Annotated in this window: 10 protein-coding genes; 6 read left to right on the plus strand and 4 right to left on the minus strand. The window is 64.2% G+C overall.

Annotation, left to right across the window (positions count from 1 at the left end):
• Positions 1 to 73 precede the first annotated feature (73 nt).
• Both GA566_RS08535 and GA566_RS08540 read left to right on the plus strand, forming a co-directional pair.
• The gene (locus GA566_RS08535) at positions 74 to 2,647 is read left to right on the plus strand and encodes a [protein-PII] uridylyltransferase (protein WP_160472500.1); all 2,574 of its coding nucleotides are present in this window, start codon (positions 74 to 76) and stop codon (positions 2,645 to 2,647) included.
• Positions 2,648 to 2,683: 36 nt separating this feature from the next.
• Complete coding sequence (locus tag GA566_RS08540; protein WP_160472501.1) at positions 2,684 to 4,315, plus strand: pseudouridine synthase; 1,632 nt, start codon at positions 2,684 to 2,686, stop codon at positions 4,313 to 4,315.
• Positions 4,316 to 4,397: 82 nt separating this feature from the next.
• Here the strand turns inward: GA566_RS08540 and def are convergent, their stop codons facing one another.
• From def to smc, 4 genes are read right to left on the minus strand one after another with little or no spacing between them, the layout of a single operon-like run.
• Positions 4,398 to 4,931: a peptide deformylase gene (def, locus tag GA566_RS08545; RefSeq protein ID WP_160472502.1), complete on the minus strand. Its 534-nt coding sequence runs from the start codon at positions 4,929 to 4,931 to the stop codon at positions 4,398 to 4,400.
• The gene (ligA, locus tag GA566_RS08550; RefSeq protein WP_160472503.1) at positions 4,928 to 7,096 is read right to left on the minus strand and encodes an NAD-dependent DNA ligase LigA; all 2,169 of its coding nucleotides are present in this window, start codon (positions 7,094 to 7,096) and stop codon (positions 4,928 to 4,930) included. Before ligA ends, def begins: the two co-directional genes overlap by 4 nt.
• A gap of 12 nt (positions 7,097 to 7,108) precedes the next feature.
• The gene (locus GA566_RS08555) at positions 7,109 to 8,455 is read right to left on the minus strand and encodes a cell division protein ZipA C-terminal FtsZ-binding domain-containing protein (RefSeq protein ID WP_160472504.1); all 1,347 of its coding nucleotides are present in this window, start codon (positions 8,453 to 8,455) and stop codon (positions 7,109 to 7,111) included.
• 1 nt (position 8,456) lies between these two features.
• Entirely contained in the window at positions 8,457 to 11,972 is a 3,516-nt protein-coding gene (gene smc, locus GA566_RS08560; protein ID WP_160473261.1) for a chromosome segregation protein SMC, read from the minus strand.
• 439 nt (positions 11,973 to 12,411) lie between these two features.
• Between smc and GA566_RS08565 the strand changes: the two genes are divergently transcribed.
• The 4 genes from GA566_RS08565 to GA566_RS08580 all read left to right on the plus strand — a co-directional run bounded on the left by GA566_RS08565 (position 12,412) and on the right by GA566_RS08580 (position 15,978).
• A complete protein-coding gene (locus GA566_RS08565; protein WP_160472505.1) occupies positions 12,412 to 13,251 on the plus strand; it encodes a ferritin-like domain-containing protein in 840 nt (279 codons plus the stop codon).
• Positions 13,252 to 13,373: 122 nt separating this feature from the next.
• Positions 13,374 to 14,573, plus strand: coding sequence for a succinyldiaminopimelate transaminase (gene dapC / locus GA566_RS08570; RefSeq protein WP_160472506.1), 1,200 nt, complete (start codon positions 13,374 to 13,376; stop codon positions 14,571 to 14,573).
• Between the two features lie 105 nt (positions 14,574 to 14,678).
• Positions 14,679 to 15,506 carry a 2,3,4,5-tetrahydropyridine-2,6-dicarboxylate N-succinyltransferase gene (dapD, locus tag GA566_RS08575; RefSeq protein WP_137924584.1) on the plus strand — a complete coding sequence of 276 codons (828 nt, stop codon included), beginning with the start codon at positions 14,679 to 14,681 and terminating at the stop codon, positions 15,504 to 15,506.
• A 103-nt stretch (positions 15,507 to 15,609) separates the two neighbouring features.
• Positions 15,610 to 15,978 (plus strand): hypothetical protein, encoded by a 369-nt coding sequence (locus GA566_RS08580; protein ID WP_237380107.1) that lies wholly within the window; start codon positions 15,610 to 15,612, stop codon positions 15,976 to 15,978.
• Positions 15,979 to 15,981: the final 3 nt, after the last annotated feature.

Here is a 15,981-nt window from a genome sequence, read left to right on the forward strand (position 1 = left end):
AACAATCGCCAGGGCGCCCACCGAGGCGCCCTTTCTTCTTCCAGCCGTGCCCACGCCCCTCCTCCAACCTCCCATGGACACCACGCCGGAACTGCTGCTGTGCCAGCGCATTCGCGACCGCCTCAAGGCTGACAAGCAGGCATTGTTCGCGGAGTTCGACGCAAACAATCAGGTCGCGCCGCTGGTCACGCGACTGCGCCGTGCCGTCGATGCCGCGTTGATCGAAGCATGGACGGGTCTCGGGTTGCCTGACGATACCGCGCTGATCGCCGTGGGGGGCTATGGCCGCGGCGAGCTCTTCCCGCATTCGGATGTCGATGTCCTGCTGTTGCTGCGCGACGAGCCGGACTCCGACACGGCCACGCGGCTCGAGCGCTTTATCGGACTGTGCTGGGATCTTGGTCTCGAGATCGGCTCGGCGGTACGGACGGTCGACGATTGCATCCGTGAGTCGGAAGCCGACATCACCATCCGCACGTCGCTGCTCGAAGCTCGCCTGCTGACCGGCAACAAGGCGCTCTTCAGGGAAATGCAGGCGCGCTACCTGGCCGACATGGATGCGGGCGACTTCTTCCAGGCCAAGCTGCTGGAGCTGCGCCAGCGCCATGCCAAGTACCAGGACACGCCTTACGCACTTGAGCCGAACTGCAAGGAAAGCCCGGGCGGCCTGCGCGACCTGCAGGTGATCCTGTGGATGACCAAGGCGGCTGGCCTGGGCGATAGCTGGAAGGAACTGTTCGAACGTGGCTTGTTGACCGAGCGCGAATCGCAGGAGCTGGCACGCAACGAACGTCTGCTCCGCACCATCCGCGCACGGCTGCACCTGCTGGCGGGACGACGCCAGGACGTGCTCGTCTTCGACCTGCAGACGGCACTGGCCGAATCGTTCGGCTATCGGCAGACCACCGCCAAGCGCGCCAGCGAGCAGTTGATGCGCCGCTATTACTGGGCAGCCAAGGCAGTGACGCAACTCAACAGCGTGCTGCTGCTGAATATCGAGGCCATGCTGTTCCCGAGCGAGTCGAAGGTCACGCGAGTGATCAACGATCGATTCGTGGAACGCCAGGGCATGCTGGAGATCACCAGCGACGATCTCTACGAGAAGAATCCGCACGCAATCCTGGAGACGTTCCTGCTGTACGAGCGCACGCCGGGCGTGAAGGGCCTGACGCCACGCACGCTGCGCGGGCTCTACAACGCGCGTACGGTCATGGATGCAAGCTGGCGCAATGATCCCGAGAACCGCCGGCTCTTTCTGGCCATCATCCAGGAGCCGCAGGGCATCACGCACGCACTGCGGCTGATGAACCAGACCAGCGTGCTGGGTCGCTACCTGATCAACTTCCGTCGCATCGTCGGACAGATGCAGCACGACCTGTTCCACGTCTACACGGTGGATCAGCACATCCTGATGGTCGTGCGCAACATGCGCCGGTTCGCCATCGTGGAGCACACGCACGAATTCCCCTTCTGCAGCCAGTTGATGGCGAGCTTCGATCGCCCATGGGTGCTGTGGACGGCCGCGCTGTTCCACGACATCGCCAAGGGACGCGGCGGCGATCACTCGAAGCTGGGCACGGTGGATGCGCGTCGCTTCTGCAAGCAGCACGGCATCTCGCGCGAGGACACGGACCTGATTGCGTGGCTGGTCGAACATCACCTGACGATGAGCCATGTGGCCCAGAAACAGGACCTGACCGACCCCGACGTGGTCAAGGCATTCGCCCAGGTGGTGGGCAACGAGCGCTACCTGACGGCGCTGTACCTGCTGACCGTGGCCGATATCCGCGGCACGAGCCCGAAGGTGTGGAATGCCTGGAAGGGCAAGCTGCTGGAAGACCTGTACCGCATCACGCTGCGCGTGCTCGGCGGCGCGCGGATCGATCCGCACTCGCTGTGGGCGCAGAAGCGCGACGACACGATCGCCCAGCTCCGGCTGAACGCGTTCGACCCGGAGCAGGCCAAGCCGCTCTGGGACAAGCTCGACATGTCGTTTTTCATGCGTCACGATGCGCGCGACATCGCCTGGCTCACGCGGCACCTGTACAACAAGGTGAACAGCCCCGACCCGGTGGTCAAGGCACGCGTCTCGCCGGCCGGCGAGGGTCTGCAGGTGGTGGTCTACGTGAAGGACCAGCCCGATCTGTTCGCGCGCATCTGCGGATACTTCGAGCGCAAGGCATTCTCGATCCAGGATGCCAAGATCGAGACCACGCGCGACGGATATGCGCTGGACACGTTCCAGATCACGGACCCCGGTCTCGATGGGGACTACCGCGACATCCTCGCGCTGGTGGAGCACGAGCTTGCCGAGCGGGTGCGGCTGGAGTGCCCGCTGCCCGAAACCACCCAGGGACGTCTGTCGCGCCAGTCGCGCAGCTTTCCGATCAAGCCGCGCGTGGACCTGCGTCCCGACGAGCGCGGCCAGTACTACCTGCTGTCGGTGTCCGCCAACGACCGCACCGGCCTGTTGTACGCCCTGGCTGGCGTACTGGCCAAACATCGCGTGTCCGTGCATTCGGCGCGCATCAATACGCTCGGCGAACGCGTGGAAGACGTGTTCCTGGTCGATGGCTCGCGCCTGACCGCCGACAACCGATTGCAGATTCAGCTTGAACAGGATTTGCTCGACGCACTGGACATCTGATCCTCCGATGTCCCGCGCGCGAGCGTTTGGAACGATATGACCGATAGCAACTCCCCTCCCCGCAAGACGCTGGGTATCAAGACCCCCTCCTCCACCTCGGACGCGCCGCGCAAGGCGACCCGTCCCGTGCGCGTGTCCGACCTGAACCGCAAGCGCGTGCAGGATGTGGTCACCGGCATCAAGCAGGCAAAGGAGCGCGCTTCCGAAAAGGGCAAGCGCAAGGCACCGGCCGAGGGCATGCAGCGCGCCGAACGCGCGGAGCGCCCGGCACGCCCTGCCCGGCCGCGCCCGGCCGATGGCGAACGCGCACCGCGCCGCTTCGGCGACGAGGATCGCGCGCAACGTCCGCGTCGTTTCGATGATGAAGGCCGTGCTGAACGTCCGCGCCGCTTTGAAGGCGAGAATCGTCCGGAGCGTCCGCGTCGTTTTGAAGGCGAGAACCGTCCGGAGCGTCCGCGACGCTTCGAAGGCGACAATCGTCCGGAGCGTCCGCGTCGTTTTGAAGGCGAGAATCGTCCGGAACGTCCGCGTCGCTTCGAAGGAGACAATCGCAGCGAGCGTCCGCGCCAGTTCAGCGATGACAACCGCTCCGAGCGCCCGCGCCGTTTCGAAGGCGAGAATCGCCCAGAGCGTCCGCGTCGTTTCGAGGGCGACAACCGCAGCGAGCGTCCGCGTCAGTTCAGCGATGACAACCGTGCCGAGCGCCCCCGTCGTTTTGGTGACGACTCCCGTCCGCAGCGACCGCGTCGCGACGACGGCGCACCGCGTCAGGGCACCGCACCGTCGCGGCGCTTCAGCGATAACTCGGATCGTGCGCGGCCGTTCCGTGCGGAACGCAGCGAACGTTCGGATCGCCCTGCGCCGCGTAGCGAAGCCGCGCCGGTGGAAGCGCGTGAAGACGGACTCGTCCGGCTGTCCAAGCGCATGTCAGAACTCGGCCTGTGCTCGCGCCGCGAAGCCGACGAGTGGATTCCGCTCGGCTGGGTGCTGGTCGATGGCAACCCGGTGACCGAACTCGGCACCCGCATCCGCCCGGATGCCGCCATCGAAATCAGGCAGGAAGCCCGTTCCGAACAAGGCGAACGTGTGACGGTGCTGCTGAACAAGCCGGTGGGCTATGTTTCCGGCCAGGCCGAAGATGGCTACGATCCGGCAGCCGTGCTGTTTGCCCCGGAAAACCAGTGGGAGAACGATCCCACGCGCAAGCGCTTTGCGCCGTGGCAACGCAAGAACCTGGCACCCGCTGGCCGCCTCGACATCGACTCCACCGGCCTGCTCGTGCTGACGCAGGATGGCCGCATTGCCCGCGCCCTGATCGGTGACGATTCGAATGTCGAAAAGGAATACCTGGTCCGCGTGGTGTGGGAATCGCCTGAGGGCCCGGTGGAGCGTGACATCAGCAAGGTGTTCCCGGAAGACATGCTTGAGCGCCTGCGTTTCGGCCTGTCACTGGACGGCGTGGTGCTAAAGCCAGCCAAGGTCAGTTGGCAGAACGAGGAACAGTTGCGCTTCGTGCTACGCGAAGGCCGCAAGCGCCAGATTCGCCGGATGTGCGAACAGGTGGGACTGCGGGTCGTGGGGCTGAAGCGCGTCCGCATGGGCCGCATCGCACTGGGCGATCTGCCGGTGGGGCAGTGGCGCTTCCTGGGGGCGTTCGAGAAGTTCTGAGGGAGTTTTACTCTCTCAGTGTTTTCTCCCCTCTCCCGCTTGCGGGAGAGGGGAGAAAACCAGCGAAGCGGCGACGCTTCACTCAATCGTCGTAATTCGCCGGCAACTCCGGAAACAGAATCTCCGTAAACCCAAACTTCGAAAAATCCTTGATGCGCATCGGGTACAGCGTACCGATCAGGTGATCGCATTCATGCTGGACGACGCGGGCATGGAAGTCTTCCGCCACGCGGTCAATCGGGTTGCCCTGCATGTCGAAGCCCGTATAGCGCAGTCGCACGTGGCGCGGCACCACGCCGCGCATGCCCGGGACGGACAGGCAACCCTCCCACCCATCCTCCATCTCGTCGGACAGCATCTCCAGCACCGGGTTGATCAGCACGGTCTTCGGCACCGTCGGCGCATCCGGATATCGCGGATTGCGGTCGAACCCGAAAATCACGACCTGCAGGTCCACGCCGATCTGCGGCGCGGCCAGGCCGGCGCCGTTGGCATGTTCCATCGTGTCGAACATGTCATCGATCAGCAGCCGCAGCTCCGGCGTATTGAATTGCGTCACGGGCCGCGCGTGTTGCAGCAGGCGTGCATCGCCCATCTTGAGGATTTCGCGAATCATTGTGCGTCTCCGCTGTTGTCGGCGTCAGATGCCGCTGCTCCGGCTTCGGCCAGCAGCTTGAGCATGCCGTCCTCGTCGAGCACCGGCACGTTCAGTGCCTGCGCTTTCTCGAGCTTGCTGCCCGCCTCGGCACCGGCCACCACGTAGTCGGTCTTCTTCGATACCGAGCCGGCCACCTTGGCGCCGGCGGCTTCGAGCCTTTCCTTTGCCTCCTCGCGCGAGAGCGTCGGCAGCGTACCTGTCAGCACGATGGTCTTGCCAGCCAATGGCAGCGGTGCCGCGCGGGCCGCTGGCTCCGATTCGACCCAGTGTACGCCCGCCGCACGCAGTTGCTCGATGACCTCGACATTGTGGTCTTCGGCCAAAAAGTTGGCGATGGATTGTGCGACAACGGGGCCCACGTCATTCACTTCGAGCAACGCGGCTTCATCGGCAGCCAGCAGGTTGTCGAGCTTGCCGAAGTGCTTGGCCAGATCCTTCGCCGTCGCCTCACCTACGTGGCGGATGCCGAGCGCGAAGATAAAGCGGTTCAGCGTGGTCTCGCGCGACTTGTCGATGGCCGCCACGATATTCGACGCCGACTTGTCGGCCATGCGATCCAGCGCTGCAAGCTTGGCAACGCCGAGCTTGTACAGGTCCGCCGGTGTATGGACGATGCCGTTATCGACCAACTGCTCCACGACCTTGTCGCCGAGCCCTTCGATATCCATCGCGCGGCGCTGCGCAAAATGCAGCAACGCCTGCTTGCGCTGCGCGGCGCAGATCAGGCCGCCCGTGCAACGCGCGATGACCTCGCCTTCGAGCTTTTCCACATGCGAGCCGCATACCGGGCAAGCCGTCGGCATGACGAACGCACGAGCATCGGCAGGACGGCGCTCCAGCACCACGGCCACTACTTCGGGAATGACATCGCCAGCGCGACGGACGATCACGGTATCCCCGATATGCACGTCCTTACGGCGGATCTCGTCTTCGTTGTGCAGCGTGGCGTTTGTCACGGTCACTCCGCCGACGAACACCGGCGCCAGTCGCGCCACGGGCGTGATCGCGCCCGTGCGGCCAACCTGCACTTCGATGTCTTCCACCGTGGTGGTCATCTCCTGCGCAGGAAACTTGTGCGCAAGGGCAAAGCGCGGCGCGCGCGAGACAAAGCCAAGCTGCTCCTGTTCGGGGATCGCATTGACCTTGTAGACCACACCGTCGATGTCGTACGGCAACTGGTCACGGCGCTCGCCGATATCGTGATAGAACGACAGCAGGCCCTCTGCGCCCTTTACCACGCGGCGCTCGCTACAGACCGGCAGACCCAGCGCGGCAAAGCCTTCAAGCATCACGCTATGCGTCGGCGGCCGGTCCGCGCCTTGCAGTTCGCCCAGTCCATAAGCAAAAAACGACAGTGGACGTTTGGCCGTAATGCGCGGATCAAGCTGCCGCAGGCTGCCTGCTGCTGCATTGCGTGGATTGACGAAAGTCTTCTCCTCGGCTTCAGCCTGTCGCGCGTTGAGCTTGTCGAAATCGGCGCGATACATGAAGACCTCGCCGCGCACCTCGAGTACGGCGGGCGCCTTGCCGCGCAGCTTCAGCGGAATCGCCTTGATGGTCCGCACATTGGCCGTCACGTCCTCGCCGGTCTCGCCATCGCCACGCGTAGCGGCCTGTACGAGCTTGCCGTCCTCGTAGCGCAGTGACATCGCCAGTCCGTCGAACTTCAGTTCGCAGGAATATTCGACGGCGTTGTCTTCGGCGTCGGCCTTGCCGAACAGGTCATCGGCAGGCACGGTCACGGCCGTCTTGCCAAGGCCTTGCGCACAACGGCGGTCGAAACTGACGACATCCTCGTCTTCGAAGCCGTTGTTCAGCGACAGCATCGGCACCCGATGGCGCACGGAATCGAATGCCGAGAGCGGCGCACCGCCCACGCGCTGGGTGGGCGAATCGTCCGTCAGCAGTTCGGGATGTTCGGTTTCCAGTGCCTGGAGTTCGCTGAACAGCGCGTCGTAATCCGCATCGGGAATCGTGGGCGCGTCGAGCACGTAATACTGGTAGCTATGACGATCCAGTTCGTCGCGCAGCCAATGCACGCGCTGAGCAGGTGTCGCATCGGCAGGCAATGCAGCAGCCGGCGCGGAGGCCGAAGCCTTCGCGCCCGGGGACGTGGCGGTCATTGTCGGCTCCGGTTACAGGCTGAACAGGCGCGTGGCCACGGGAGACCCGGCGGGCATGCCGCGCGCTTCGAGCTTCTCGTACAGCTTTTCGAGCTGATTGAAGATAGCCACGAACGATGCCTCGGTCAGCGGACGCATATTGTCGTCCACCAGTTGCGCGCCCATGCGCTGCGCGAGGCTATACCCATACTCGCAAACCGTCTTGAATGGCTTGATTGCATGGGATGCCTGCGGCACGTCGAGCAACAGCGTGATCTGGCGGCCCGCGTTCAGCGTCAGGTCGTCGCGCAGGAAGTTGGTCTCGCCAAACTGCAGCGTGAAGAGCGGCTTCTGCACGCCGTCCGCACCGGGCTCGTAGCGGATGAAGCGGGTGCCATCGCGCGACAGCACCAGGCCGTCCTGCGTGGCCACGCTCTGCACGTACGCGGCCGACCACGGCGCGCCATCGGAAATCACATTGACGCCCAACTGGACATCGGCACCGGCCGCAAACCCGTCGAGTTCGCGCGCGTTGGCAACAATCTCGGTCATGTCCGGCAGATCGGCGGAAGCGTCGAGCGATTCGGCCAGCGCCTCCACGGCGTTCACGAATTCCGAGAATTCCAGCGCGTTGAGCGGGCCACTGCGGTTGGCCAGTTGCACGGCCACCTGCAGATCCTCGTACTGATGGCCGGCGGTCACCGGCTCCCAGGCATTGGCCTCGACGCGCAAGCCTTCGATATGGACCTGCTTGGTGCCTGCGCGACGCAGACGGCCCGTCAGCGGCAGGATACGGTCGCCGGATGCCTTGCGCTCCAGATGCATCGGCACGATGCAGTCCACCAGCGGATCGATCACGGCCGGCGTGGGCTGGCCGTCCATGACAGCCGGAGCGGGTTGCGCAGCCGCTGCGTGGGTTGCGGCAGGCTTCGTGCTGACTTCGGTCGCTGGCTCCCGTTCGTCCATCTCGGCCGCGTCAGTCACTTCCGCCGCATCGTGCACCGCCGACGGTGCAGCGGCCACGGCCACTTCATCGGCAACGATTTCGTCGGCATCGGCGGTACGTGCCGCAGACTGCGCGGCCGCCGTGGCAACGGCCACATCAGCCGGATCGTCGATTTCATCGCGCTGCGACGCCCCGCTTGCCTCGCCAAACGTCGGCTCGCGGCGCGCGATGTGCTCGGGCGCCGATTCCTTGAGCTTGGCCTGCGTCTCGGGATGCGTGGTCTTGCTGACGACCGGCTCGCGCATCGGCGGCAGATCGTCTTCGGGCAACAGCGGCCGGACACGGCGTGCCTTGTGGATCTGCCAGCGGTTATAGGCCACCAGCAGCAGGAGCAATACAACACCCGCAATGATCAGTGCGTTCTGCAGTTCCATCTTAAGCGGCCTCCGCCATCGATACGGCTGCATCCATATCCACTGCCACGATCCGCGAGACGCCTTGCTCCTGCATCGTCACGCCAATCAGTTGGTGGGCCATCTCCATCGCAATCTTGTTGTGGGAAATAAACACGAATTGAGTCTTGTCTGACATGCGCGCCACCATGTTGGCGTAGCGCTCGGTATTGGCATCGTCGAGCGGCGCGTCCACCTCGTCCAGCAGGCAGAACGGCGCCGGGTTCAGCTGGAACATCGCGAACACCAGTGCAATCGCGGTCAGCGCCTTTTCGCCACCGGACAGCAGGTGAATCGTCGAATTCTTCTTGCCCGGAGGCTGGGCCATCACCTGGACGCCGGCATCGAGGATTTCCTCGCCGGTCATGATCAGGCGCGCCTGGCCGCCACCGAACAGCGCCGGGAACAGTTCGCCGAAATGATGGTTGACCTGGTCGAACGTGCCTTGCAACAGCGCACGCGTTTCCTGGTCGATCTTGTTGATCGCGTCCTCGAGCGTCGTGATCGCGTCCAGCAAATCCGCCGATTGCGCATCGAGGAAGGTCTTGCGCTCGCGCGCGGCAGCCAGTTCGTCGAGCGCGGCCATGTTGACCGGCCCAAGCCCGTTGATCAGGTTATTCAGCCGTGTGACTTCCCCTTGCAGGTACGACGGCTTCATGTCGCCGGTCAGCTTCTCGGCCAACGTGGCTTCATCCACTTCGGCCGTGGCCAGTTGCTCGGTGAACTGCTCCTGATTCAGGCGCGCGGCCTGCTCCTTGAGCTGGCATTCGGTGATGCGGTCGCGCAGCGGCTGCAAGCTGCGCTCGGCGGCCAGACGCTGCTCGTCGAACTGGCGCAACTGCGCAGACAGCGCATCGAGTTCGATACGCGCGGCCGACAGCTTCTGCTCCTTCTCGGAGCGGATTTCCAGCGCCTCGTGCAGGCCCGTGTTGGCGGTCTGCTCGTTGATCGTTTCGAGTTCGGCGCGCGCGTTCTCCAGGGATTCCGCAATGCGCTCGCTCTGGTCGGCCGCCATCTGGATATTGCGGCGCAGTTCGTCGATGCGGCCAGCCAGATTACGTTCGGCGAACGTGGCTTCCTGTGCGGCGCGTTCGAGATCGCGCAACTGCTGGCGGGCACCGGTCAGCTTGGCATCCAGCGCATCGAAGGCCATCTGCTGGTCTTCGTGCGAAGCCTGCAACTCGGCCAGTTGCGTGTCGTGTTGCTCGAAGCTCGCCTCGGACTCGGCGCGGATGGCACGTTGTTCCTCGATCTGCCCGTCGATTTCGTGCAGTTCCTCGCGGATCTGGTTGCTACGCGCCGAGAATCGCTCCATGGCCTGCGACAGCTTGAGCACATCCATCTGCAGTGCGTGCACGCGGCGCGTGGCCTGTTCGGCGCGCGCGCGGGCTTCGATCAGTTGCGTGCTGGCGTGCGTGTAAGCGGTTTCGGCGCGGACCGATTGAGACTTCGCTTCATCGGACAGCAGCATCTGGGCGCGCGACTGTTTCTGCAGGTTCTCGATTTCCTGCTCGCGGGCCAGCATGCCGGCCTGTTCCGAATCCGCCGCGTAGATCTGAATCGCATTGCGGCCGATCAGATGGCCTTCCGCCACCACGAACTGCGCGCCTTCCGGCAGCGAATTGCGCGCGGCGAGGGCCTGCGACATATCGGTGGCCGTGAACACATCGGCCAGCCAGTCCTGCATCACCGCACGAATGCCCGGCTCGGTGATCTGCACGAGCGACATCAGCGGACGCAGCCCGGCAGGCGCTTCCACGGGACGCGCGGCGGCCGGCGGTGCGTAGAACGCGAGCTTGGCGGGCGGGGCATCACCAAGGAAACCCTTCACCCAGTCGAGATTCGAGACTTCGAGCGCGGCCAGCTTCTCGCGCAGCACCGATTCCAGCGCGTTTTCCCAGCCCGGCTCGATATGAACCTTCTTCCACAGACGCGGCAGTTCGGCCAGGCCATGGCGCTCCAGCCACGGCTGCACCTTGCCATCGGTCTGCACGTTCTCCTGAAGCTGGCGCAGCGCAGACAGCCGTGCGTCCAGCGAGGCAATCGCAGCGGCCTCGCTCTGCACACGCTCCTGCGCGGCACGGCGCTCGGCATCGAGGCGCGGCACGGATTCCTCGGCGTCACCGAGCGTGCCCTGTGCTTCCTCAAGCGTGGCTTCCTGCTCGGCCAGATCCATGCGCAACTCTTCGAGCCGCACTTCATCCGGGCGATCCAGGCCCTTTTCTTCGCCTTGCAACCGTTCGCGGCGTTGCTCCAGTTGCTGCAGCATCTGGTTGGCGTTGCGCTGGTGCGCGGCTTCGAGCTTCAACGCCTGCTCGGCCTGCATGATGCCGCTGCGCTGGTCGTTAAGCTTCTGCTGCGCATCGCGCCACTGGGCTTCGAGCGTCGGCAGCTCGTCGCTCTTTTGCGCAACGGTTTCCTGTGCCTCGATCGTGCGGGCCTCGGACAGCGCCAGGTCTTCCTCGGCCTGGGCGATGTCTTCACCGGCCTGGTCTGCCTTGCCCTGCCATTGTTCGCGCTGCGTACTCAGCGCGGCGATCTGCGCCTGCAGACGGTTGCGCGATTCCACGACATAGCGGATCTCGGCTTCGAGCTTGCTGACTTCGGCATTGGCTTCGTAGAGCGCGCCCTGTGCGACATGCATGCCATCGGACGCCGCGTAGTGCGCGGCACGCATGGTTTCGAGTTCCGCCTCGACATGGCGCAGTTGTGCGGTCTGGGCTTCGAGATCGATCTGCGCCTGGTCGATGGCACGGGCGTGACGCTCCTGCTCGGCCTGTGCCTCGCGCTTGCGCAGCAGCCACAGCAGGTGCTGCTTCTCTTCGCCTTCGGATTGCAGTTGCTTGAAGCGCTGTGCCACTTCGGCCTGGCCTTCGAGCTTGTCGAGGTTGCTGCCCAGCTCGCGCAGGATGTCCTCGACGCGTGTCAGGTTCTCGCGCGTATCGCCAAGACGATTCTCGGTCTCTCGGCGGCGCTCCTTGTACTTGGATACGCCCGCGGCTTCCTCCAGGAAAATCCGCATGTCATCGGGCTTGGCCTCGATGATCCGCGAGATCATGCCCTGCCCGATGATCGCGTAGGCGCGTGGACCGAGGCCGGTGCCCAGGAAGATGTCCTGGATGTCCTTGCGTCGGACCGGCTGGTTGTTGATGTAGTAGGAAGACGTGCCATCGCGCGTCAGCACGCGCTTGACGGCCACTTCGGCATATTGGCTCCACTGGCCGGCAGCGCGGCCCTCGGCGTTGTCGAATACCAGTTCGACACTGGCGCGGCCCGCCTGCTTGCGCGCCGTGGAGCCGTTGAAGATCACGTCCTGCATGGATTCGCCACGCAGCTCCGATGCGCGTGATTCGCCGAGCACCCAGCGCACCGCATCGATGATATTGGATTTGCCGCAGCCGTTGGGACCTACGATGCCCACCAGCTGGCCAGGCACTTGGAAATTGGTGGGATCGACGAAGGACTTGAAGCCCGCCAGTTTTATCGAGGACAGTCGCACGGTTGTCGTGTGGTTTGGGCGATACGGAATGGAATGCCGGGCCAGTGCCAATGCCACGGCGGAAGTAACGTCTTCACCGCAAATAGCCTGCTGCACCCGCTAGATTGGGGCTAATCATACCATCGCCAAACCGCTCGCCGGCCGCTTTATCGACCGTTGCGCACACCCCCCAACGCTGTCTTGACGAGTCGGAAAACTGTTCTCTTTCCGTGACTTACCCACCATGTTGCAAGCTTTTTCGAGCCTCGCGACGGGATTCGCAGAAATGTCACAGTCCGATTGGCGACTGAAACTTCCTAGGGTTAGTGCTAGTCTCCCAAAATGCCCGCGTGATCCCGGAGTCCTTCGGGTCGAGCGCATTTCCCGCCGCCCCCGGTTCCTGCCTGGCGCCGTGGCGGCTGCAGCTGAAGTCCATTGCAGCAGCCTGGAGGATTCGAGCATGACCGTACCGCAACCGGCGCCGCCGCCGGCTGAACTGTCCTGGTCTTTGGCCGACATCGACTACGCATCGATCGATATCGCCAGCGTGCGCGACAATCGCACATTGTTCTACCTGCTCACCGCCGCTTCCTTCATCGAAAGCGGGTCTGATACCTACGCCAGCAATCTCTCCACGTATTTCGCCGATGTGCCCGACGCCGCCGCGTGGCTGGCGCAACACTGGGAATCGGAGGAACTGCAGCATGGCCTGGCATTGCGCCGTTACGTGGCCCATGTCTGGCCCGAGTTCGACTGGCAGCGCGGCTATGACCGATTCTTCGCCGAATACAACAAGACCTGCTCGATCGATAACTTCGAACCTTCGCAGGCATTGGAAATGGCCGCTCGCTGCGTGGTGGAAACCGGCACGGCCACGTACTATCGCGCCCTCGAACAGGCCAGCGCTGAGCCGGTGTTGCGCGACCTGAGCCATCGCATCGCCAACGACGAAGTCCGGCACTACAAGTATTTCTTCCGCTATTTCAATACCTTGCGTGAACGGGAGCAACTCGGACGCCGCAAGGTGTTCGTCGCGTTGGCGCGCCGCCTTCTCGAAATCAAGAACGAGGATGCCGAGATCGCCCTGCGCAATGTGCTGCGTATCGAACAAGGCCGCGAAGACGTGGCGGAGCGCGAGGTCCGCGCCCTTAACTCCCGCTGCAGCGCGGTGGTCCGCCGTCACCTGCCCATCGAGATGACCGTGCGCATGCTGTTGCGGCCGCTGCACCTGCACGCCCGCTTCGAGGATCTGGTCCGCCGTCCGATCGTGGCGATGGTGTCGCGGGTGATGCTGTATTGAGCAGCGCCATGCGGGCCGGCCAGGTCCGGCGAGGGCCCGACGCGTCACCGCCGGACGCCACTACGGCGGCGGGCGGCATTCCTTTATAATGCTGCGTTTCCACCGCCCCATCGCCTGCCACCGTGAATCCGCGCCTCGACCTGCTCCAGACCTATCCTTTCGAGAAATTGCGCGTGCTGGTGGCCGATGTGAAACCCGCCGACAAGCCGGCGATCAGTTTTGGCATTGGCGAACCCCGGCACCCGACGCCGCAGTTCATCAAGGACGCGATGACGGCCTCCCTGTCCGGTCTCGCCGTCTATCCGGCCACGGCAGGTACCGAAGCGCTGCGCAAGACCATCGCCGGCTGGCTGGAGCGCCGCTACGGGTTGCCGAAGGTCGATGCGGCCACCGAGGTGCTGCCGGTCAGCGGTTCGCGCGAAGCACTGTTTGCCTTCGCCCAGACCGTGATCGATGCCAGCCAACCCGATCCGCTGGTGGTGTGCCCGAACCCGTTCTATCAGATTTACGAAGGCGCGGCCCTGCTGGCCGGGGCGCGGCCGGTATTCGCCAACAGCGATCCGGCGCGCAACTTCGCGCCTGACTTCGACCAGGTCGATGCCGATGTCTGGCCGAAGGTGCAACTGCTGTACGTCTGCTCGCCCGGCAATCCCACGGGTGCCGTGCTGTCGCTCGATGACTGGAAGCGCCTGTTCGCCCTGTCCGATCAATATGGCTTCGTGATTGCCTCGGACGAGTGCTACTCCGAGATCTATTTCGACGAAGCCAACCCGCCGCTGGGCGCGCTGGAAGCTGCCCACAAGCTCGGACGCGGCTTCGAGCGGCTCGTGATGTTCTCGAGCCTGTCCAAGCGTTCGAACGTGCCGGGCCTGCGCTCTGGCTTCGTGGCCGGCGATGCTGCAATCCTCAAGAAATTCCTGCTGTACCGCACCTACCATGGCGCTGCGCTGAACCCCGCTGTACAGGCCGCCAGCGCAGCCGCATGGGATGACGAAGCGCATGTGCGCGAGAACCGCGCCGCTTACGTGAAGAAGTTTGCCGAAGTCACGCCGATGCTGGCCGAAGTGATGGACGTGGCCCTGCCGGATGCCGCGTTCTACCTGTGGGCCGATATCTCCCGCACTGGCCTCTCCGACACCGAGTTCGCGGTGCGCTTGCTGGCCGAGCAAAACGTGGCGGTCCTGCCCGGCAGCTATCTTGCCCGTGAGGCGCATGGTGTGAATCCGGGCCAGAACCGGGTGCGCATGGCGCTGGTTGCCACGCCTGACGAATGCGTCGAAGGTGCGCGCCGTATCGTTGAATTCTGCAAGTCGCTGGCCTGAGCCGGCGCAGTACGCTCTACCGCATCACCGATTGAACGCCCCGGCGCCGGGGCAAACGTTGCCGGCGCCGCATTCCTTTCACCTATCAAATCGAGAACACACATCATGACGCAAGCGCTGCAAGCCCTGATCGATCAAGCCTGGGAAGACCGCACCAGCCTGAGCCCGAAGTCCGCCCCGAACGATATCCGTGAAGGCGTGGCCAACGTGATTTCGCAACTGGACGCCGGCACGCTGCGCGTGGCCGAGAAGCAGGGTAGCGAATGGATCGTCAACCAGTGGGTCAAGAAGGCCGTACTGCTGTCGTTCCGTCTGGAAGACAACGCGCCGATGAGCGCTGGCGGCTTCGCCCAGTTCTACGACAAGGTGCCGACCAAGTTCGCCAACTGGTCGCAGGAAGACTTCGCCCGCGCCGGTTTCCGCGTGGTGCCGCCGGCCGTGGCCCGCCGTGGTTCGTTCATCGCCAAGAACGCCGTGCTGATGCCGTCGTACGTGAACATCGGCGCCTATGTGGATGAAGGCACGATGGTCGACACGTGGGCCACCGTCGGTTCGTGCGCCCAGATCGGCAAGAACGTTCACCTGTCGGGTGGCGTGGGCATCGGCGGCGTGCTGGAGCCGCTGCAGGCCAACCCGGTCATCATCGAGGACAACTGCTTCATCGGCGCGCGTTCGGAAGTGGTGGAAGGCGTGATCGTCGAAGAAAATTCGGTGATCTCGATGGGCGTGTACCTGGGCCAGTCGACCAAGATCTATGATCGTGAAACGGGCGAGATCCACTATGGCCGCGTGCCGGCCGGCTCGGTCGTGGTCGCTGGCAACCTGCCGTCGAAGGATGGCAAGTACAGCCTGTACTGCGCCGTGATCGTGAAGAAGGTGGACGCGCAAACCCGCGCAAAGACCAGCCTGAACGATCTGCTGCGCGGCGACTGATCGCCCCTCGCTGGTTACGCTGTTACGCCGTTTGTTGTCCGAGCCGCCGGCCCTGCCGGCGGCGATGCAAGCCCCGCCGATGCCATCCCTCCGCAAGCGACTCATGGCCCTCGACCCCGCCACCGTCAGCACCGTGCTCTCCCTGCTCCCCACCATTCTCGAACAGGCCAACAAGACCATCGACCGGTTCAAGAAAGGCAAGCGCAAGGAAGACGGCGCGCCATCTGAATCTGCCGAAGCTGCCGAGCCACGCGACGCCGCAGCCCGCATCGCCGAGCTGGAAGCCGTTGCCATGCAGCAGGCCGAGGCCGTCAAGATGCTGGCCGAGCAGCACGCCATCACCATCGAGGCCCTGCGGAAAGAGGCAGCGCGCCTGGATCGGCGCCTGCGCCTGATGACGGGCGTGGCCATGGCCGGCGTGGCGCTGGGCCTGGGCGGGCTCGTGATTGCCCTTAACCTGCTGTTCCGTTGATTT

It is taken from the genome of Cupriavidus sp. SW-Y-13 (genome assembly GCF_009793345.1).
Taxonomy (GTDB): Bacteria; Pseudomonadota; Gammaproteobacteria; order Burkholderiales; family Burkholderiaceae; genus Cupriavidus.